Source organism: Tepidibacter thalassicus DSM 15285, assembly GCF_900129915.1.
Classification (GTDB): Bacteria; Bacillota; Clostridia; order Peptostreptococcales; family Peptostreptococcaceae; genus Tepidibacter; species Tepidibacter thalassicus.
Genome location: NZ_FQXH01000005.1, coordinates 328,033 through 347,289, shown reverse-complemented (window position 1 = coordinate 347,289; position 19,257 = coordinate 328,033). Strand labels below are relative to the sequence as shown.

24 protein-coding genes are annotated in these 19,257 nt (G+C 25.5%); 16 read left to right on the top strand and 8 right to left on the bottom strand.

Features of this window, described 5'->3' with window-relative positions:
- Positions 1-13: 13 nt before the first annotated feature.
- Entirely contained in the window at positions 14-202 is a 189-nt protein-coding gene (locus tag BUA19_RS01820; RefSeq protein ID WP_072723162.1) for a hypothetical protein, read from the bottom strand.
- Between the two features lie 65 nt (positions 203-267).
- Between BUA19_RS01820 and BUA19_RS01815 the strand changes: the two genes are divergently transcribed.
- The 3 genes from BUA19_RS01815 to BUA19_RS01805 all read left to right on the top strand — a co-directional run bounded on the left by BUA19_RS01815 (position 268) and on the right by BUA19_RS01805 (position 2,823).
- Positions 268-966 carry a tRNA (adenine(22)-N(1))-methyltransferase gene (locus BUA19_RS01815; protein WP_072723161.1) on the top strand — a complete coding sequence of 233 codons (699 nt, stop codon included), beginning with the start codon at positions 268-270 and terminating at the stop codon, positions 964-966.
- Positions 956-2,056 (top strand): Nif3-like dinuclear metal center hexameric protein, encoded by a 1,101-nt coding sequence (locus BUA19_RS01810; RefSeq protein WP_072723160.1) that lies wholly within the window; start codon positions 956-958, stop codon positions 2,054-2,056. The genes BUA19_RS01815 and BUA19_RS01810 overlap by 11 nt, the downstream gene beginning before the upstream one ends.
- 71 nt (positions 2,057-2,127) lie before the next feature.
- The gene (locus BUA19_RS01805) at positions 2,128-2,823 is read left to right on the top strand and encodes a zinc ribbon domain-containing protein (RefSeq protein WP_072723159.1); all 696 of its coding nucleotides are present in this window, start codon (positions 2,128-2,130) and stop codon (positions 2,821-2,823) included.
- Positions 2,824-2,847: 24 nt separating this feature from the next.
- Here BUA19_RS01805 and BUA19_RS01800 read toward each other — a convergent pair whose 3' ends face one another.
- Positions 2,848-3,072: a hypothetical protein gene (locus BUA19_RS01800; RefSeq protein WP_072723158.1), complete on the bottom strand. Its 225-nt coding sequence runs from the start codon at positions 3,070-3,072 to the stop codon at positions 2,848-2,850.
- Positions 3,073-3,263: 191 nt separating this feature from the next.
- Between BUA19_RS01800 and BUA19_RS01795 the strand changes: the two genes are divergently transcribed.
- From BUA19_RS01795 to BUA19_RS01775, 5 genes are all read left to right on the top strand, one after another.
- Positions 3,264-3,866: an acetate uptake transporter gene (locus tag BUA19_RS01795; protein WP_072723157.1), complete on the top strand. Its 603-nt coding sequence runs from the start codon at positions 3,264-3,266 to the stop codon at positions 3,864-3,866.
- A 194-nt stretch (positions 3,867-4,060) separates the two neighbouring features.
- A complete protein-coding gene (locus BUA19_RS01790; protein ID WP_072723156.1) occupies positions 4,061-4,234 on the top strand; it encodes a XapX domain-containing protein in 174 nt (57 codons plus the stop codon).
- Positions 4,235-4,259: 25 nt separating this feature from the next.
- Positions 4,260-4,427, top strand: coding sequence for a DUF1427 family protein (locus BUA19_RS01785; protein ID WP_072723155.1), 168 nt, complete (start codon positions 4,260-4,262; stop codon positions 4,425-4,427).
- An 83-nt stretch (positions 4,428-4,510) separates the two neighbouring features.
- Positions 4,511-5,332, top strand: a complete 822-nt coding sequence (locus BUA19_RS01780) for an aminotransferase class IV (RefSeq protein WP_242939220.1) — start codon at positions 4,511-4,513, stop codon at positions 5,330-5,332.
- A gap of 127 nt (positions 5,333-5,459) precedes the next feature.
- Positions 5,460-6,560 carry an NAD/NADP-dependent octopine/nopaline dehydrogenase family protein gene (locus BUA19_RS01775; RefSeq protein ID WP_072723153.1) on the top strand — a complete coding sequence of 367 codons (1,101 nt, stop codon included), beginning with the start codon at positions 5,460-5,462 and terminating at the stop codon, positions 6,558-6,560.
- A gap of 44 nt (positions 6,561-6,604) precedes the next feature.
- Here the strand turns inward: BUA19_RS01775 and BUA19_RS01770 are convergent, their stop codons facing one another.
- The 3 genes from BUA19_RS01770 to BUA19_RS01760 all read right to left on the bottom strand — a co-directional run bounded on the left by BUA19_RS01770 (position 6,605) and on the right by BUA19_RS01760 (position 8,363).
- Positions 6,605-6,790 (bottom strand): hypothetical protein, encoded by a 186-nt coding sequence (locus BUA19_RS01770; protein ID WP_072723152.1) that lies wholly within the window; start codon positions 6,788-6,790, stop codon positions 6,605-6,607.
- An 81-nt stretch (positions 6,791-6,871) separates the two neighbouring features.
- Positions 6,872-7,660: an N-acetylmuramoyl-L-alanine amidase family protein gene (locus tag BUA19_RS01765; protein WP_084601884.1), complete on the bottom strand. Its 789-nt coding sequence runs from the start codon at positions 7,658-7,660 to the stop codon at positions 6,872-6,874.
- Complete coding sequence (locus tag BUA19_RS01760; protein WP_072723151.1) at positions 7,653-8,363, bottom strand: L,D-transpeptidase family protein; 711 nt, start codon at positions 8,361-8,363, stop codon at positions 7,653-7,655. The genes BUA19_RS01765 and BUA19_RS01760 overlap by 8 nt, the downstream gene beginning before the upstream one ends.
- Before the next feature lie 101 nt (positions 8,364-8,464).
- Between BUA19_RS01760 and larE the strand changes: the two genes are divergently transcribed.
- From larE to BUA19_RS01725, 6 genes are all read left to right on the top strand, one after another.
- Complete coding sequence (gene larE, locus BUA19_RS11880) at positions 8,465-9,670, top strand: ATP-dependent sacrificial sulfur transferase LarE (RefSeq protein ID WP_084601883.1); 1,206 nt, start codon at positions 8,465-8,467, stop codon at positions 9,668-9,670.
- 65 nt (positions 9,671-9,735) lie between these two features.
- The gene (locus BUA19_RS01745; protein ID WP_072723150.1) at positions 9,736-10,878 is read left to right on the top strand and encodes a THUMP domain-containing class I SAM-dependent RNA methyltransferase; all 1,143 of its coding nucleotides are present in this window, start codon (positions 9,736-9,738) and stop codon (positions 10,876-10,878) included.
- A gap of 171 nt (positions 10,879-11,049) precedes the next feature.
- Positions 11,050-12,093, top strand: a complete 1,044-nt coding sequence (gene potA / locus BUA19_RS01740) for a spermidine/putrescine ABC transporter ATP-binding protein (protein ID WP_072723149.1) — start codon at positions 11,050-11,052, stop codon at positions 12,091-12,093.
- 4 nt (positions 12,094-12,097) lie between these two features.
- Entirely contained in the window at positions 12,098-12,934 is an 837-nt protein-coding gene (locus BUA19_RS01735; RefSeq protein WP_072723148.1) for an ABC transporter permease, read from the top strand.
- The gene (locus BUA19_RS01730) at positions 12,928-13,701 is read left to right on the top strand and encodes an ABC transporter permease (protein ID WP_072723147.1); all 774 of its coding nucleotides are present in this window, start codon (positions 12,928-12,930) and stop codon (positions 13,699-13,701) included. Before BUA19_RS01735 ends, BUA19_RS01730 begins: the two co-directional genes overlap by 7 nt.
- Positions 13,702-13,712: 11 nt before the next feature.
- Positions 13,713-14,744 carry an ABC transporter substrate-binding protein gene (locus BUA19_RS01725; protein WP_072723146.1) on the top strand — a complete coding sequence of 344 codons (1,032 nt, stop codon included), beginning with the start codon at positions 13,713-13,715 and terminating at the stop codon, positions 14,742-14,744.
- A 56-nt stretch (positions 14,745-14,800) separates the two neighbouring features.
- Here the strand turns inward: BUA19_RS01725 and BUA19_RS01720 are convergent, their stop codons facing one another.
- Positions 14,801-15,730, bottom strand: coding sequence for a TIGR01212 family radical SAM protein (locus BUA19_RS01720; RefSeq protein WP_072723145.1), 930 nt, complete (start codon positions 15,728-15,730; stop codon positions 14,801-14,803).
- A 160-nt stretch (positions 15,731-15,890) separates the two neighbouring features.
- On the opposite strand from BUA19_RS01720, the gene yyaC reads away from it, so the two are divergent.
- Both yyaC and BUA19_RS01710 read left to right on the top strand, forming a co-directional pair.
- The gene (gene yyaC / locus BUA19_RS01715; RefSeq protein WP_072723144.1) at positions 15,891-16,496 is read left to right on the top strand and encodes a spore protease YyaC; all 606 of its coding nucleotides are present in this window, start codon (positions 15,891-15,893) and stop codon (positions 16,494-16,496) included.
- A gap of 124 nt (positions 16,497-16,620) precedes the next feature.
- Positions 16,621-16,854 carry a hypothetical protein gene (locus tag BUA19_RS01710; RefSeq protein WP_072723143.1) on the top strand — a complete coding sequence of 78 codons (234 nt, stop codon included), beginning with the start codon at positions 16,621-16,623 and terminating at the stop codon, positions 16,852-16,854.
- Between the two features lie 34 nt (positions 16,855-16,888).
- On the opposite strand, the gene BUA19_RS01705 is transcribed toward BUA19_RS01710, so the two are convergent.
- Positions 16,889-18,022, bottom strand: a complete 1,134-nt coding sequence (locus BUA19_RS01705; protein ID WP_072723142.1) for a TolC family protein — start codon at positions 18,020-18,022, stop codon at positions 16,889-16,891.
- Between the two features lie 23 nt (positions 18,023-18,045).
- A complete protein-coding gene (locus BUA19_RS01700; RefSeq protein WP_084601882.1) occupies positions 18,046-19,245 on the bottom strand; it encodes an ABC transporter permease in 1,200 nt (399 codons plus the stop codon).
- Between the last annotated feature and the right edge of the window lie 12 nt (positions 19,246-19,257).

Genomic DNA, 19,257 nt, shown 5'->3' with positions numbered 1-19,257 from the left:
GGCGAATTTTTTTCTAGTTCCATCTTTGTTTTCTGTTGCCATAATATATTTCTTTTTCGATTTTTTCTTTTGATTTTGTTTTTTCTTGGGTATTTTTAATTTGTGAATTTATTTCTTTTGTTTCTTCCATCCATTCATAAGTAGTTCCACCCCATTTGTATTTTGTTAATTTTTCTGGAGGTATTATTTTTTTGTTTTTCATTTAGCTCACCTCATTATTATTATTTATATAACATTTTTTTTAATGCTAGAAAGGATGTGTAAGTTTTGAAATTGAGTGAAAGATTAGAAGTGATTGCTAATTTAGTCGATAAAAATACAATTCTTGCAGATATTGGGACAGATCATGGATATATTCCTGTATACCTTTTAAAAAATAAAAAAATAAAGTATGCAGTGGCTGCTGATATAAACAGAGGGCCGCTTGAAAATGCGAAAAAAGAAGTTTTATTAAATAATCTTGAAGATAAAGTGGATTTGAGATTAGGATCAGGTCTTTCTGTTTTAAAAAAAGGAGAAGTAGATGAAGTTATAATTGCTGGAATGGGAGGAGTGTTGATAAGTAAAATATTAGAAGAAAGTTTTGAAGTTGCAAAAAGTTTAAAAAAAATAATACTTCAACCAATGCAGGCATCTGATGAACTTAGAAAGTATTTGTATAGTGAAAAGTTTGAAATAATAGATGAGGTATTGGTAAAGGAAGATTTTAGAATTTATGAAATTATAGTTGTTAATTATGGAGGGAAAAAGCATAAAATAGAAGATGATATATATTATGAAATAGGAAAAAAATTAGTAGAAAAAAATGATCCTTTACTTTTAGAATTTATAGATAAAAAAATAAATGAATATGAAAAAATAATAAAAAAAATAGAAGGAAAAGAAGGACAAAAAATAGAAAGTAGAATAGGAGAATGTAAATATAAAATAGAAAAACTCAAGGAGTTGAAAGGTAATGTATGTTAAAGATATAATAAAAATATTTGAAGCAAAATATCCTAAACATTTAGCTTATAATTGGGATAATGTAGGCTTGATAATTGGAGATATAAATAGTAAAGTAAAAAAAATACTTGTAACTCTTGAAGCTACAACAGAAGTTGTAAATGAAGCGGTTGAGAAAGATATAGATTTAATTATAACTCATCATCCGTTTTTGTTTAAAGGATTGAAAAGCATTAATAAAAATACTCCAAAAGGAAATTCTATTTATAAACTTATACAAGATAATATAAGTTTATATTCTGCACATACAAATTTTGATATAGCTTATGATGGGTTAAATGATGCAATTGCTAATGTTTTAGATTTAGAAGATGTAAAAATTCTTGATAAAACTTATACAGAAAGTTTATACAAAATAGTAGTTTATACTCCTGTTTCTCATGAAGAAAGTGTAAGAAATGCCATGGCAAAAGCAGGGGCTGGTCATATTGGAAATTATAGTTGCTGTACATTTAATACAAAGGGAATAGGAACTTTTATGCCTCTTGAGAATACAAATCCATATATAGGAAGAAAAGGTGGTTTAGAAACAGTGGAAGAAATAAAAATAGAAACAATATGTAAAAATAGAAATCTAAATAATGTAATAAACGAAATGTTAAAAGTTCATCCTTATGAAGAAGTGGCATATGATATATATAAATTGAAAAATGAAGGCCAAGAATATGGAATTGGTAGAGTGGGTTTAATTAAAGAAAATATGACACTTGGAGTATTTTCACAAATAGTTAAAGAAAAATTAAATCTTAAAGATTTGAGATTTGTAGGTGACCCTAATAAAGAAATAAAAAAAGTAGCTATTGTAAGTGGTTCAGGATCTGAATTTATAATTAAAGCTTATAATAAAGGAGCTGATGTTTTAATTACAGGAGATGTAAAATATCATGATGCTCAAGATGCCGTTGAAATGGGAATGGCAGTAATTGATGCTGGACATTTTGGCAGTGAAAATATATTTTCAGATGTAGTAGTAGAATATTTAAAAAAGGAATTAAAAAATGTATATGTAATAAAATCAGGTATATACATAAATCCGTTTGTAACAATATAAGGAATAGCAGTGTCTATTCCTTTATTATTTGTTAATAAATTAATGGTTTATATAAATTGGAGGGTGGTATTGTGGAAGAGTTAATAATAATACAAAAAAGTTATGATTTAATTTGTGAGATTGAAAAAAGAATAGAATATTTAAAAAATTATCCAAAGCTTATTCAAATACGACAAAAAGCTTATAAAATTGATGATATTCAAAGTAAGTGGAGAAAAAAATTAGATATTTCAAGAAGTAATTTAAAAATACTAGAAGATGATTTAAAATCTAAAGACCAGATATTAAATGATATTGTAAATGAATTGTATAGTGGAAAAATAAATAATATAAAATTGCTTGAAACATTGAAAAATAAGGAAGAGAGAATAAATAAAGAAAAAGAGGTTATAGAAAAGGAAGTTATAGATATAATGGGGAAAATTGATATATATACTAGAGAGGTTAATAAATATAAATATAAGTTAAATTTAATAGAAGAAAACATAGAAAAATTACAATCACAAATAGAAGAAAAAATAAGAATATATGATAAAAAAATATTGGAATTAAATAAAAATATAAAAAACATGAGAAAGGAAATTGATGTTGAAATTTTAAAAAAATATGATTTAATAAGAAAAAAACATAAAAATGCAATAGTAAAAGTAGTAAATCAAACTTGTAGTGGTTGTAATTTAGGAGTATATTTAAATACAATTGATATTTTAACTCGAAAAGGTATAGTAGAGTGTGAAAATTGTGGTAGATTTTTGTATATAGAATAAATTAACCTGTAAAATCAGGTTAATTTATTTATTTTCTTTTATGTATACTTTAGGTATGTATAGGTTGATATTTTCAAGTGAAGTAATATAATTATAGATTATATCAGGATTACTTTCAATGCTTGTGTGCTTGAAAGGTATAGAGCTAATCACATTTCCTTTGTATAAAATTTTTACAATTTCTAATTCCTTTATAAATTCAATTTGGATATGTTTATTAAGTCTTAAAAGGTCATTTAATTTATTCAATTTATTTCACCGCCTGTAGATGTAATAATTTTGATTTTGATGATTACAGTATAGTATTTTTTGCATATATACGTCAAGTGATTATATTTTTTATACATAAAATGTCAAAAAATATTTTAAAATGTCGAAAAATATGATATTATATCAAAGGTGAAAAAATAAAATAATAATATTTAAAGGAGGATTTTAAAATGCAAGATGTAAAAATTTCTACAGCGGATCCATCTGCATTAGGATTATTTGGACTTGCAATAGTAACTTTAGTAGCATCGTCTCAAAAACTTGAGTTTACACAAGGAGTATCTTTTATAATTCCATGGGCAATATTTTTAGGAGCTTTTGCGCAATTATTCGCTTGTATTAATGATTCTAAAAAAGGAAATACTTTTGGAACAACAGCTTTTGGTGGATATGCATTTTTTTGGTTTGCAGTTGCATGTTCTTGGCTTATTCAAAATGGAGTATTTGGGGAAAAACTTGCCTCAAATGTAGACTCTAAACAGCTTGGATTCGCATTTGTTGGGTATTTAATATTTACTATTTATATGACTATTGGTGCTATGGAAACTCATAAGGTATTATTTATTATATTTGTATTAATTGATTTTTTATTTTTAGGATTATCACTTAGTTCATTTGGTATAATGCCTAAAATGGCACATAAGATTGCTGCATATTCAGAATTTTTTATATCGATGTTTGCTTTTTATGGTTCAGCTGCGTCTGTGTTGAATATTCATTTTGGAAGGGTATTTTTACCGGTAGGGAAGCCATTTGGAATATTTAAAAAGTAAATATTATAATAATTTTTACTTCTGTTATTGGATTAACTTACAGTCTGATAACAGAATTTTTTTGTTTTTGACATTTGTATTGAAATTTGTTTTAAAAAAATATATAATAAGCATGAAATCGGTAACATATAAATAAAAAAATAAAAAATGAAAATTTAATAATAGTCATAAATATATTGAAAGGATGTAAGTGTATGAATGATTTAAAAGTAATATTATTATCAATTTTAACTGGTATGGTAACTGGTATAGTATTTACATTTTTGAAATTTCCTTTGCCAGCACCACCAACTCTTCCTGGATTTATGGGGATATTTGGGGTATGGTTTGGAGCATTTATTGTAAATAAAATTTCAAATAATAATTAACATATTTAAAAAGGAGCGAATGAACATGGGAGAATTATTTGTTATATCTTTTAAAGCTGCTTTAGCAGGTTCTATACTTGGAGCTGTATGTCAAAAATTAAAGTTACCTCTTCCTGCTCCACCAGTTTTAGCAGGTGTTATGGGTGTTTTTGGGGTTTTACTTGGAGGTAAAATTGCAGGGTTGTTTTTTTAGTCTACAAAAAGTCCAGTGTATAAATTGGACTTTTTGTATTTATATATTGTAAAAAGGTGTGAAAAGTCGTGGGAGAATTGAATTTGAAATATTATATATATAATGGAAAAATATATTCTGTTAATGAAAAAAAATATTTTGACAAAATATCAAATCCAGTAATATATGAAGTTATACGTATTATAGATGGACAGCCTTTGTTTTTAGAAGAACATTTAAGGAGAATGCAGAAATCGGCAAGTTTGTTAGGTATTAATTTAAACAAATCAAAAGAGTCAATATCAAGTGAAATATATAGATTGATTGATAAAAATAATTGCAATAATATGAATGTAAAACTTTTATGTAGTAATTTGTATGATGACAATCAGGATTTTTTTGTTTATTTTATAAAAAGTTATTATCCAGATAAATCTGTGTATCAAGAAGGAATACGTACCATACTGTATTTTTCAGAAAGAAAAAATCCAAATGCTAAAATTATTGATATTACATTAAGAGAAAAAATAAATAAAAAATTAAAGGAAGAAAATGCTTTTGAGGCTTTGCTTGTAAATCATGAAGGTTTAATTACAGAAGGAAGCAGGTCGAATATATTTTTTGTAAAAAATAGCAAGTTATATACAGCACCTTCGAAAAGTGTATTATTAGGAGTAACGAGAAGTAAAATTATGGATATATGTAAAAAATTAGATATTGAAGTTGTAGAAAAATTTATAAGTAAAGATGAAATCTATAATTTAGATGGAGCTTTTATGACAGGTACTTCTGTGGATGTACTTCCTATAAAAATTATAGGTAATGTACTAATTGATTCTGCTGAAAATACTCTAGTAAATAAAATAAAAAGAGCATATGAAAAAGAGAAAAAAGAATATATTGAGTTAAAAAAAGTATGTGATTAGTAAATTTTAATTATGTTTAATATTTTGTATATTTGGTATAATATAAATGTCGTTATTAAAAATTTAATAACGACATTTATATTTAAATTTGGAAAGGCAGGTGAAAATCCAGATTAATGGATAGTTAATGAAAAAAAATGTTACTATTATTGGAGCGGGAAATGGAGGATTTGCAGCAGCAGCTGATTTAACATTAAAAGGTTATCGGGTTACTCTATATCATGATGATGTAAGAAGGAAAACAGTAGAAGATTTAATGAGGACTAATATTATTCAATTGACAGGAGTAAAAGGAGAAAGAGAAGTTAAAATTTATAAGGTTACAACTAATATAGAAGAAGCCATGGCAGAATCTGATATAATTATGTCAACAATTCCAGCTTATGGACAAGAATATATAGCTAATAAAATGATTCCGTATTTGAGGAAAGAACATAGGATAATTTTAGTTCCTGGAAGTACAGGAGGGGCATTGATTACGGCTAAAATATTTTATGAAGAAGGTAAACTTGATGGAGTGAAAATTTCTGAAATGCACACACTTCCTTATGCATGTAGAAAAATCAGTTCAACTGGAGTTAATATATTATTAGAATGTAAAAAGTTGTATTTTGCTACTTTTCCTGCAAAATATAATAAAGAAATGTATAATATAGTAAAGGAAATGTATCCTGCTATTGAATTAGTTACAGATGTACTAGAAACTTCATTAAATAATGGAAATCCTGTGTCTCATCCAGCACCAGTAGTATTAAATGCTGGTAAAATAGAATACTCTAAAGGAAAACATTATCATTACAGAGAAGGTATAACTCCTTCTGTAGCTCGTGTTAATCAAAAAATAGATTTAGAAAGACAAAAAATATGTAAATTATTTGGATATAAAGTGATAGATATTAAAGATAGATTGTATTTAATGGGGTATGCACCAAAGAGAAATACTTTATATGAATGTTATAGAGATAGTGAAGTTTTTAATCCGCTTAAAGGACCTAAAGATTTAAATGATAGATATTTAACTGAAGATACACCATATTCATTAGTAGCTTTAGCAAGTATTGGTCGTAATTTAGGAATTGAAACACCTGTTATGGATTCGGTAATAACTTTAGCTTCTGCATTAAAAGATGAAGATTATTGGAAAGAAGGAAGAACTTTTGATGATTTAGGATTTAAGGGGATGGATTTAGAAAAAATAAAATATTTTCTTCAAAATGGGTATGATTAAAATCCATAGCTTATTTTTAAGCCATGGATTTTAATTTTTAAAAATTACTTTCTTCCTTTTCTTTTTGCTTTTATAGTTCTGTTATATGCTTCTTTGCTGAGTTTTCCAGTCAAATTGGAATCCTTGATATCAAGACCTAATTCTGCTGCAGTTTCGATATTCATTTCGTTAGAATTTAAAATACTCGGTTTTTTTGTGTTCTTTTCATCGACTTTGTTTCTTTTTTGCATATTAATTTCCTCCCTAATATTTGTACTCATTTATTATTTTTACCTATGTTTAAAAATATATATTAGGAAGAATGTGTAAAATTAATATGAATTTACTAGTTGTATTTTTGAATTATCAAGTTCATTTAAGTATTTTATTATTCCGTTGCTGATAGCTATAGCTATTTGTTGTTTGTATTTTTCATTTTTAAGAAGTTTTCTATCATAATAATTAGTTATAAAACCTATTTCAATTAAAACTCCTGGTGATTTAGTTGTTCGTAATATATAAAAGTTTTGAGGTAGTAATCTAGTTTTGATATTAGAGTTTAAAAATTTTTTGTATACATTGTTATTTATGGATTTAGCTATTTTTTCAGCTAAATATTTACTTTCATATGAGTTTTTATAATAAAATATTATAATACCTCTATCTGGTGTATAATCGGGATTTGAATTAGTGTGTATACTGACAAAAGCATTAGCTTTATTTTTGTTTATTATATTTTTTCTAGCATCTAAGTCTTTTTTGTATCTTGATGAATTGAGTTTGCTTTTATTTTCCAAAGAAATATCTTTTTCTCTTGTCATTATTACATTAGTGATTTTATTTTCTAAAATTTTTTTTATTTTTAAGCTAACATCTAAATTTATATCTTTTTCTAAAAGTTTATTGTATGAAGTTCCGGGGTCTATACCGCCATGGCCAGGATCTATAACTACTGTACTACATAAAAAAGTTTGCGGTTTAAATGTACTGATATAATTTTTTAATATAAATATTATAGATGATAAAATAATTATTAAAATTATAAATAAATACTTTTTATTAATTTTGATTATTATAAAATTATTTTTAAACATAGACTCACCTTTCATTTTATTATTCAAAAAGTTTAACACCTAATGCTTTATAAAACTCATTGTCAATACTATGGTTAATTGTGAGATTATTATTTTTTCTGAATTTGATAACATAATATTTCATTTCATCTCCATATATTCCATTAACATATCCAGGGTAATATCCTTTTTTTTTCATAAGTCTTTGTATTTCATATACATCTGAACCTCTATCTCCTGGATTTATCACTCTAAAACCGTTTCCAAAAGGACCATAAGGACCTCCGGATATTACGACGGTAGTACCATATTCTATTAGTGGGTATAATTCTTCAATATCTTTATTAAACATTCTTATACATCCGTGAGATAAATTTTTTCCTATAGAGTAGGGTTTGTTTGTTCCGTGAATACCATATTTACCCCATGGCACATTAAATCCCATCCATCTAGTTCCGAAACCTTCTCCCCAAGTTCCTTTACTAATAATAGTCCATGTTCCAATAGGTGATGGTGTAGATGGTTTTCCTGTAGCTATAATATAGCTTTTTTCAATTTTTTCATTAGATTTATTTATTAAATAAAGTCTTTTATCGTTTATATCAATGAAGATTTTGTATTTATTTTTATGATTAACTTTATTTTGAATATTGATATAATTACTTGTATGATTTTGAATATATCCATTATATAAGTGGTTAATGTAGAATACAAATAAACTTAATATTAATATATATATGAATTTTTTCAATTACTATCCCCCCTGCATTAAGTATATGATTAATAAATTAAGTTAATTCTATTAGAGTATGCTTTTAATATGATAAAATATATTTAATAGGAGGTAATGTTATGGAAGTTATGCTTTATACAGATGGAGGATCGAGAAATAATCCAGGAGATGCGGGAATTGGGGTAGTAATAATGGATAATGAAGGAAATATAATAAAAGAAATAGGGGAATATATAGGAGTTGAAACAAATAATGTAGCTGAGTATAAAGCTTTTATTAGAGGGTTGGAAGAATGTCTAAATTTAGGATATAGTAGAGTAAAAGCTCATTTGGATAGTCAGCTTATAGTAAAACAAATATTAGGAGAATACAAAGTGAAAAATAAAAATTTAAAAGTTCTTTATGAAAAAGCGAAAAATATTATAAAAAAAATAGAAGAATTTGAAATTGTACATATAAAAAGAGCTTTAAATAAAAAAGCTGATTATTTAGTAAATAAAGCTATTGATAAAAAAAATACATCTCAAACACAATTGAAATTAAAACAACTTAAAACTATATTAAAAGATATGGAAAGTATTGCGGTAGCATTTTCAGGTGGAGTAGATAGTACTTTTCTTTTAAATGTTGCTAAGGAAGTTTTAGGAGATAAAGTAATAGCTATAACTGTTAATGCATTTATACATGCTAAAAGAGAGTTAGAGGAATCAAAAAAATATGCAGATCAAATAAGAGTAAAGCATATAATTCTTCAAATTGATAATATAAATATAAAAGAGTTTGTAGATAATACACCTGATAGATGTTATTATTGTAAAAGAGAAATATTTACTAAAATAAAAGAAATAGCAAAAAAATACGATGTAAAATATATTGTAGATGGAAGTAATGTAGATGATTTAAAAGATTTTAGACCGGGAATGAGGGCTTTAAAAGAGCTTAAAATTATAAGTCCATTAAAGGAAGTAGGTCTTACTAAAAATGAAATTAGACAGTTATCTAAAGAGTTAAATATACCGACATGGGATAAGCCATCTTTTGCATGTCTTGCATCGAGAATACCGTATAATAATAAAATAACAAAAGAAAAGTTAAATATGATTGAATTAAGTGAAGAATTTCTTTTAAGTCTTGGATTTAAACAAGTGAGAGTTAGGCATCACGGTGAAATTGCAAGAATTGAAATATTAAAAGATGATATGAATAAATTTTTTGATTTAAAATTAATAGAAAAAGTAAATTGTAAATTTAAAAAAATAGGGTTTGATTATGTAACATTAGACCTTTCTGGTTATAGAACAGGAAGTATGAATGAAACATTGTAAATTCATAGTAGTATGTGATAAAATAAGTTGACAATTATAGATTTAATACGGTAGGGAGGATATTAATGGAAGATATAACTTTGATAGCTCCATGTTTTTTTGGAGTTGAAAGAGTGCTTAGAAGAGAAATAGAAAATTTGGGTTATGAAATTGAGCGAGTAGAAGATGGAAGAGTATTTTTTAAAGCTGATAAATATGGAATTTGCATTTCAAATATTTGGTTAAGAACTGCAGAGAGAGTATTACTTAAAATAGGGGAATTTGAGGCTAAGAGTTTTGAGGAGTTATTTGAAAATACAAAACAACTTCCTTGGCACAAATATATAAAAGAAGATGCAGTTTTTCCTGTAACAAAAGCTTCTTCTATAAGATCAAAGCTTTACAGTACAACAGATATTCAATCTATTGTAAAAAAAGCAGTAGTTGAAAGTTTAAAGGAAAAATATAATGTAAATTGGTTTTCAGAAGATAGTAAAGAGAAATATCCTATTCATGTATTTATAAATAAAGATAAAGTTACGATATCTATAGACACAACTGGAGATGCTCTTCATAAAAGAGGATATAGAGAAGTTTCTAGTAAAGCACCTATAAGAGAAACACTTGCTGCAGCACTTGTTTATTTGACGCCATGGAAAAGAGGGAGACCTTTAATTGATCCATTTTGCGGTTCAGGTACAATTCTTATAGAAGCTGCTATGATAGGACTTAATATGGCTCCAGGTCTTAATAGAGAATTTATTTCGGAAAATTGGAGTATAATAGATAAAAAGTTTTGGTGGAATGCTAGAAAACAAGCATTTAACTTAATGAAGAAGGATACTGATTTTAAAATATATGGATATGATATAGATGATAGAGTGCTTGAAATTGCTAAAGAGAATGCAAAACTTGCTGATGTAGATAATTACATTCATTTTGAAAAACGAGATATGAGAAATTTAAATAGTGAGGATACATATGGATTTATAATTACAAATCCGCCTTATGGAGAAAGACTTGAAGATAAAGAAAAAGTAAAAAAACTCTATAAAGCCATGGGAGATGTATTTAAAAATTTAGATACTTGGTCTTTTTATATAATAACTTCTTATGATAAATTTGAAGAAGTTTTTGGAAAAAAAGCTACTAAAAAAAGAAAATTATATAATGGTATGTTAAGAACTGATTTATATCAATATTTAGGTCCAAAACCACCGAAAGAGTAGTAAAATTTTGCTACTCTTTTGGTGGTTTTTATATTTTTAGTTTTTATTATTGACAAAATTAGATAAAAGTTTTAAAATTATAACTTGAGTTTAGTTTTAGTAAACTTTTTGTTTACTAAAACTAAATATAAAATATTGATATAAAATGAATTTAATCAAGGAGGGATTTAATTGACTCAATATATAATTGAGCTTAAAAATATATGTAAAGAATTTGAGGAAAAAAAAGTTCTTAATGATATAAATATAAATATAAAGCCAAAGGAGTTTGTAACACTTCTTGGACCTAGTGGTTGTGGTAAAACTACGACATTGAGAATTATAGGTGGGTTTGAAAATGCAACTAGTGGAGATTTATATTTTGAGGGAACAAAGATAAATAATATGCCACCCTACAAAAGACAAATTAACACTGTTTTTCAAAAATATGCATTATTTCCTCATATGAATGTGTTTGATAATATAGCATTTGGACTTAAAATAAAAAAAATTTCTAAAGAAAAAATAAAAGAAAAAGTTGAGTATATGTTAAAATTAGTTAATTTGGAAGGGTTTGGAAAAAGGAAAATAAGCTCTTTAAGTGGAGGACAACAACAAAGAATTGCAATAGCAAGAGCTTTGATTTGTGAACCTAAAGTTTTATTACTTGACGAACCTCTTGGAGCTTTAGATTTAAAGCTGAGAAAAGAAATGCAATTAGAGCTTAAAAATATGCAGAAAAAATTAGGAATTACGTTTATTTATGTAACACATGATCAAGAAGAGGCACTTACCATGTCTGATAGAATAATTGTAATGAGCGAAGGGAAAATTCAACAAATAGGAACACCTGAAGATATATACAATGAACCAAAAAATAAATTTGTAGCAGATTTTATAGGAGAAAGTAATATTATAGAAGGAATAATGCTTAGTGATTATAAAGTAAAGATTGAAAATAGAGTATTTGAATGTCTTGATAAAGGATTTGAAAAAAATGAAGAAGTGGACATAGTAGTAAGACCTGAAGATATACAAATTACAAAACCAGAAAATGCAAAAATAAAAGGAGTAGTAAAGACTGTTGTATTCAAAGGAGTTCATTATGAAATTGTTGTAGAAGATGAAGAAAAAGTAGAGTGGATTATTCATACTATACATATGTCAAAAGCTGGAGAAAAAGTAGGACTTATTATAGAACCAGATGCAATACATGTTATGAAAAAGGGGGTATAAAAAATTGAAAAAAAAATGGCTTACTGTTCCTTATATATTGTGGGGGATAGCATTTACAGTTGCTCCTTTAATATTAATAGCTATATATAGTTTTTGTTCTCGTTCTACTTATGGACAAATAGTTTATAAATTTACATTTGATAATTATAAAAAATTTATGGAGCCTATTTATATAAATGTACTTATTAAATCTATACTTCTTGCATTAGAAAGTACTTTAATATGTTTTGTGTTAGGGTATCCTATGGCTTATATAATATCAAAATCGAATGTAAAAAAGAGAAATTTAATGATTGTATTATTTGTACTTCCACTTTGGACAAATTCTCTTTTAAGAACATATGCATGGATGGGTATTTTGAGAGAAAATGGATTAATTAATCAAATATTGTTATCAATAGGAATGATAAAAGAACCTCTTAAGTTACTTTATAATGATGGAGCAGTACTTTTAGGGCTTGTATATAATTTTCTTCCTTTTATGGTTTTACCAATATACTCTGTTTTATCTAAGATAGATGAAAATTTAATAGAAGCATCTTCAGATTTAGGAGCAAATTCATTTTTTACATTTATAAAGATTATTTTTCCTTTAAGTATACCTGGAGTTATATCGGGAATTACGATGGTTTTTATGCCGGCTGTTAGTACTTTCATTATTTCAGATCTTTTAGGTGGAGGACAAACAATACTTTTAGGAAATCTAGTACAAAATCAATTTTTAGTAGCTAGAAATTGGCAGTTTGGTTCTTCGATTTCAATTATATTAATGGTTATAATAATGATTGGAATGAAAGTGCTTGGAAAGCAAGATAAAGAGGAAGGAGGTACACTATGGTAACTAAATTGATAAAAAAAGTGTACTCGACATCTATATATTTATTTCTATATCTTCCTATATTTTTATTAATACTTTATTCGTTTAATAACTCTAGATACTCAGCTAATTGGAGTGGATTTACTTTAAAATGGTATAAAGAATTAATTGTAGATACTAGTATAATAAGTGCTTTATATAACACTTTAACTATAGGAATATTGTCTGCATTAATAGCTACGATAATTGGAACAATAACTGCTATAGCTGTTCATAATATGACTCCAAATGCAAAAAATACTTTTTTAAATTTAATATATATACCTGTAATAAATCCAGATATAGTAATAGGAATATCTTTGCTTGCATTGTTTGTATGGTTTAAAGTAAAACTTGGATTTTTAACTATTTTAATTGCTCATATAACATTTAATATACCTTATGTTGTTTTGGCAATTTTGCCAAAACTTAAGCAGCTTAATCCTCATCTTGAAGAAGCGGCTTTAGATTTAGGAGCATCGCCTTTATATGCTTTTTTTAAGGTAATACTTCCTGAAATAATGCCTGGAATTATAACTGGAGCATTGTTTGCTTTTACATTATCTCTTGATGATTTTATAGTAACTTTTTTTAATACAGGTTCAGGTATTAATACATTACCTATAAAAGTATATTCAATGACGAAGAGAGGAGTAAGTCCTAAAATAAATGCTGTTTCAACAATAATGTTTATGAGTGTTTTGATTTTGCTTTTAATATTACAAAAAAGAACAAAAAAAATTGATGAGTAGGAGGGATTTAATTGAAAAAGATATTGACTTTTTTTATTGCTGTTATTTTAATATTTTCTTTAACTGCTTGTGGAGAAAAAAAAGCTGTTCTTAATGTTTATAATGCAGGAGATTATATTGATCCACAAGTATTAAAAGATTTTGAAAAGGAATTTGGAATTAAAATAAATTATGAAGAATATGGAAGTAATGAGGAAATGCTTGCTAAAGTTCAAGCTGGTGGAACTGCTTATGATGTTATAGTTGCATCGGATTATATGATACAAGCTATGATAAGACAAGGATTACTTGAAGAAATAGATATGAACAGCTTTGAAAATTATAAAAATATAGGTAGTGAATTTAAAAATTTAGCACATGATCCAGAAAATAAGTATTCAGTACCATATTTTTGGGGAACTATGGGGATTATTTATGATCCTGCAAAAGTTGATGAAAAAATAGATAGCTGGAGTGCTTTATGGAATCCTAAATATAAAGGACAAATTATAATGCTTGATAGTCCAAGAGATACTATTGGTGTTGCTCTTAAAAAATTAGGATATTCATTTAATACTAGAGATTTAGAAAAACTTGAAGAAGCTAAAAAAGAACTTATAAAACAAAGAGCATTAGTAAAGGCATATGCTGTTGATGCGATTAAGCAAATAATGCTTTCTAAAGAAGCTGCTATAGCACTTGCTTGGTCTGGAGATGGTATAGCAGTAACAAGGGAAAATCCAAATTTAAAATATATAATACCTAAAGAGGGAACTAATCTTTGGTTTGATTGTTTTGCAGTACCAACTACAACTAAACAAAAAGAGAATGCGAAGTTATTTATAAATTATATGATGAGACCAGATGTTGCTGCAAAATGTTCAAATTATGTAGGATATTCAACTGCTAATAAAGAGGGGATGAAGCTTTTACCAAAAGATTTAAGAGAAAACGAGAGTGCTTATCCAAAAGGGAATATATTTGAAAAAGGAGAAATATTTGAAGATTTAGGTGATTTTACAACAGAATACGATAGAATATGGACAGAAATTAAGTCTTATTAATTTAACAAAAAATCTCACATAAAAAATTTTTTATGTGAGATTTTTTGTTGTGAATATTATTTTGTTTTTTGAAAATATTTACCTTGGTAAGAATTTCTTGATTTTAATTCTTTATCTATACCATTTAAAATACTTCTTTTATCAAGGCTCCACCATGGTTCAAGAAGTGTATCTTTTGATCCATCACCTGTTACTCTATGAACTGTTATTTTGGGATTTAGTCTTTCTAAAATATCACATATTAAGTGTATATATTCTTCTTTTTCTAATAATTTAAATTTATTTTCTAGATAATACTTTTCTAGATCAGTTCCTTTTATAATGTGAAGAAGATGAAGTTTTACACCTTGAATGTCCATTTCAGAAATTTTATCTATAGATTCAAACATCATTTCTTTTGTTTCATTAGGTATACCTAATATTAAATGAGTTACTATATTTATATTTTTTTCTCTTAATTTTTTTACTTTTTCTTCAAATAAAGAAAAATCATATCCTCTTCTTAAAAATTTAGCACTTTTATCATGGATAGTTTGAAGTCCAATTTCAACCCATAAATAAGTTTTTTTATTGAATTTTTCTAATAAATCTATGACATCATCATCTAAACAATCGGCTCTTGTAGCTATCGCAAGTCCAACTACATTTTTGTAAGAAAGAGCAGTTTCGTATTTTTCTTTTAAAATATTAATTGGCGCATAAGTGTTTGTGAAGTTTTGAAAGTAAGCTATATATTTTTTACCGTTCCATTTGTTTTTTAAAATATTTATTTGATATTGGATTTGTTTTTGTATGGATAGATTTCTATCTGAAGCATATTCTCCAGAACCTTTATCGCTACAAAATATACATCCATTAATTCCTATTTTTCCATCTCTATTAGGACAGGTAAATCCTCCATCAAGAGATAATTTAAATACTTTTTCACCAAATATTTTTCTTAATTCATAATTTAAAGTATGATATCTTTTGTCTAACCAATGCAATTTATCGTTCACCTCTTTTTTATAACTTGTATTGTTTATTTTACTTGAAATAGCAGATTGAAACAAGCATAAATAAAAATTAAGTTATATATTTTTGAATTTTTTAAACGAATGATGGGAAAAATTTTATTGTATAGATTTGAAAGTAGGTGAGGGAAAGATGAATGAAGTCAATATAAATAACAGTAATTCAACAATACACTTTGCTAAAATATTAGAAAAATATATAAATAAGTATTATACATCTGATTATAAAGAAATAATAATTTTATGTATAGGTACGGATAGGTGTACTGGAGATTCTTTAGGACCTTTAATAGGATATAAATTAGAGAGAAGAATAAAAGGTTATAATAATGTTTTTCTTTATGGAACATTGGATGAACCTGTTCATGCTAAAAATTTAGAAGAAACTATAAATTTAATAAACATTTCTCATAAAAAACCATTTGTTATAGCAGTAGATGCTTGTTTAGGATCTATCAATAGAATTGGATGTATAAAAGTATCTAATGAACCATTAAAGCCAGGAGCTGGAGTAAATAAAACTCTTCCGTCGGTAGGAGATATAAGTATATTGGGAATAGTAAATTTAGCAGGATTTATGGAATTTATGGTTCTTCAAAATACAAGACTTCAACTGGTAATGAAAATGGCTGATAGTATATCCAAAGGTATTGAATATGCTTTATGGAAAATTATAAAAAGTAAAGATTATATAATTAATAAAGATTTTGAAAATACAACTATTTTTAATTATATGTAAAATATTTTATATTTTTTTACATGTTAATTTCCTAGTAGAAATAAAAAACTAAAAAAATAAAAAGTAACAATTAATAAAAAAAAACATAAAATAAAATGTATAAAAAACATAAAGGAGGTAAACTATGAGTTTATTCAGATTATTAAAAAAGAAAAAAACTAAAAAAACAAAACGTAAAAACTGTTCAACTAAAAATACAACAAAAGAAAGACAAACAGAAACAATTGATGAAATAAAATTAGAAGAAACAGAAAACATAAACACTAAACCTAAAAGAAAAAAAAATAAAAATAAAGAACATAGAAATAATCAATATATAGGAAAACTTGAAGTATTAGAAGAAGATAATCAAAAATAAATAAAACCAGCATACTTGCTGGTTTTATTTTAAATTAACTACCAAATGTATAGCTAAAAATATATTTATTTAAAAGTCTATCATATTCAAAAACATTAGAAATATATTCTAATTTTTTTTTCAAAATTTCTATTTTTAAATTATCTAATTCTATTTTGCTAATTCTTCCATATTTATAAAGAATATTTTTCTTCTTTAAATCTTCTTTTATTGTCTCTAAAGAAGATTTAATATTATCATTTCTTAACTTAGAAATAAGCAATTCTGAATATATACTTTCTATTTCTTTTTTAATTTCATTTTTTTTATCTTCATATTTTTCTTTTGCATTATTTAACATTCTTTCTCTTTTCTTATATTCATATGTATTGGGAGTATATTTTATACTTATATTTTCAATATCCATTTTTAAAAATTCTATATCATTTTTTAATGATAATATATCGTATCTACTTTCTAAAGCTTTTTTAAAAGCTTCTTCTTGATTTAAAACTGTATCTAAAGAAGAAATATTAATTGTATCTACAGAAAGGATAGGTCTTTCTTTTAAAGATACTCCTCTTAAAATATTTAATTTTACATATGAATTTTCTAATTCTTGTTGTTTAGATTTTAAAGATAAAATAAAATTATTATAATCATTTTCAGTTTTTTCAAATTCATTTAACGATATTTTCCCAAGTTCACTTTGAAATTTTTTTATATCTAAAAGAATTTTTTGATATTTAATATTTTCTTTTTCTATTTCGAGTTCTTTTTGTTTTAATAAAACATCTTGATAAGCTAAAAGAACATCTAATTTTATTTGTTCTTCATCTTTTTTTAATTTTAATTTATTACATTTAATTTTCATATCAATTTCTTTAGTTTTATATCCGTATTTATATTTGTAATCTTCTAAAGATACATCCCAATCATTTTGTTTCATATAATCTTTAATTTTTTTTTCTTGTCTACGAATTTGGGAATAATCATCTTCAAGTGATTTCAAATTTCTCATATCTTCTTTTAATATACTTGAATTTTTGATTGCTTCTTCTTGAGCTTGTTTTAAAGAAAGAAAATTAGATTTTTTATTCTGAGCAAATGATTTAAAAAATATTATAGAATTAAAAAGTGTAAATATTATTAATATAAAAACTAATATAATTTTGTGAAATTTTTTCATAAAAGAGCCCCTTTCTTATATTTTTATTCATATCTAAGAGCTTCAATTGGATCAAGCTTAGCAGCTTTATTAGCTGGATATATTCCAAAGAAAATTCCTACAATAGCTGAAAATGAAACAGCTATAATCACAACTCCAATAGGAATTTTAGGACTTACTTTTAAAAATATTGCTATTAAATTAGATATACCAAGCCCTAAAGAAATTCCAATAAGTCCTCCTACAGCAGATATTATCATAGATTCTACTAAAAATTGAAATAGTATATCTTTTCTTTTTGCACCTAAAGCTTTTCTTATTCCTATTTCTTTAGTTCTTTCAGTAACAGAAACAAGCATTATATTCATAACACCTATTCCTCCAACTAATAAAGATATAGCTGCAATTGCTCCTATTCCTAAAGATATCTTATTTAAAACATTATCTATGATATTCATTTGTTTTTTAGCAGATTCTGTTTTAAAAATATCTTTTTTACCTTTTATTCTAGATAAAAATTTTGAAATTTTATCACAAGTTTCATCAACATTACATTTTTCAGACAATTGTATTTCTAATGAATCATATAAATTATCATACATTACTATACTTATAGGTAAATAAACTTCTGTTTTGTCGCTTTTACCAAATCTATCAAATATTGAAGGTGGATTTTCATAAATTCCAACAATAGTATAACTTTGTCCAAAATCTGAATCTTCTATTTTTATAGTTTCTCCTACAACATTAATTCTTTTAAATAATTTTTGAGCAAGTTCTTTATTTATCACTACTACATTTTTTCTTGATTTAATATCGGGTTTATTTAAAAATCTACCTTTTATTACATTTATTTTACTTATAAATTTGTATTCTTCGTTTACTCCTGTAATATATATATTTCCAAAAGCTTTATTTTTTTTAGCTTTACCAGATCCTCCCCAAATTTGAGGAGATAAATACTCTATTTCTTTTGAAAAAACTTTTCTTAATTTTTTAATATCATTATTATTTATAAAATCAGTTTGTTTTATATCGTCATTCCAGTTTATGCCAACATATACTCTTCTAGTGCCAAAACCTTCAAATTCTTTTCCTATACTGGCTTTTCCTATTTCTCCTAAAGTCATTATAGTTATAACAGAACTAATTCCTATTATTATTCCAAGCATTGTTAAAAAAGATCTCATTTTATTTGCTCTTAGACTAGAAATAGCTAATTTAAAGTTTTCTATAAAAAACAATTTAAAACCTCC

Excerpts from the sequence above, each read along its gene's own strand:
- BUA19_RS01810 (WP_072723160.1), top strand. The coding sequence starts at position 956 with ATGTATGTTAAAGATATAATAAAAATATTTGAAGCAAAATATCCTAAA.
- BUA19_RS01795 (WP_072723157.1), top strand. The coding sequence starts at position 3,264 with ATGCAAGATGTAAAAATTTCTACAGCGGATCCATCTGCATTAGGATTA.
- BUA19_RS01745 (WP_072723150.1), top strand. The coding sequence starts at position 9,736 with ATGGAAGATATAACTTTGATAGCTCCATGTTTTTTTGGAGTTGAAAGA.
- BUA19_RS01785 (WP_072723155.1), top strand. The coding sequence starts at position 4,260 with ATGGGAGAATTATTTGTTATATCTTTTAAAGCTGCTTTAGCAGGTTCT.
- BUA19_RS01705 (WP_072723142.1), bottom strand. The coding sequence starts at position 18,022 with ATGAAAAAATTTCACAAAATTATATTAGTTTTTATATTAATAATATTT.
- BUA19_RS01770 (WP_072723152.1), bottom strand. The coding sequence starts at position 6,790 with ATGCAAAAAAGAAACAAAGTCGATGAAAAGAACACAAAAAAACCGAGT.
- BUA19_RS01730 (WP_072723147.1), top strand. The coding sequence starts at position 12,928 with ATGGTAACTAAATTGATAAAAAAAGTGTACTCGACATCTATATATTTA.
- larE (WP_084601883.1), top strand. The coding sequence starts at position 8,465 with ATGGAAGTTATGCTTTATACAGATGGAGGATCGAGAAATAATCCAGGA.
- BUA19_RS01710 (WP_072723143.1), top strand. The coding sequence starts at position 16,621 with ATGAGTTTATTCAGATTATTAAAAAAGAAAAAAACTAAAAAAACAAAA.
- BUA19_RS01820 (WP_072723162.1), bottom strand. The coding sequence starts at position 202 with ATGAAAAACAAAAAAATAATACCTCCAGAAAAATTAACAAAATACAAA.
- yyaC (WP_072723144.1), top strand. The coding sequence starts at position 15,891 with ATGAATGAAGTCAATATAAATAACAGTAATTCAACAATACACTTTGCT.
- BUA19_RS01775 (WP_072723153.1), top strand. The coding sequence starts at position 5,460 with ATGAAAAAAAATGTTACTATTATTGGAGCGGGAAATGGAGGATTTGCA.
- BUA19_RS01790 (WP_072723156.1), top strand. The coding sequence starts at position 4,061 with ATGAATGATTTAAAAGTAATATTATTATCAATTTTAACTGGTATGGTA.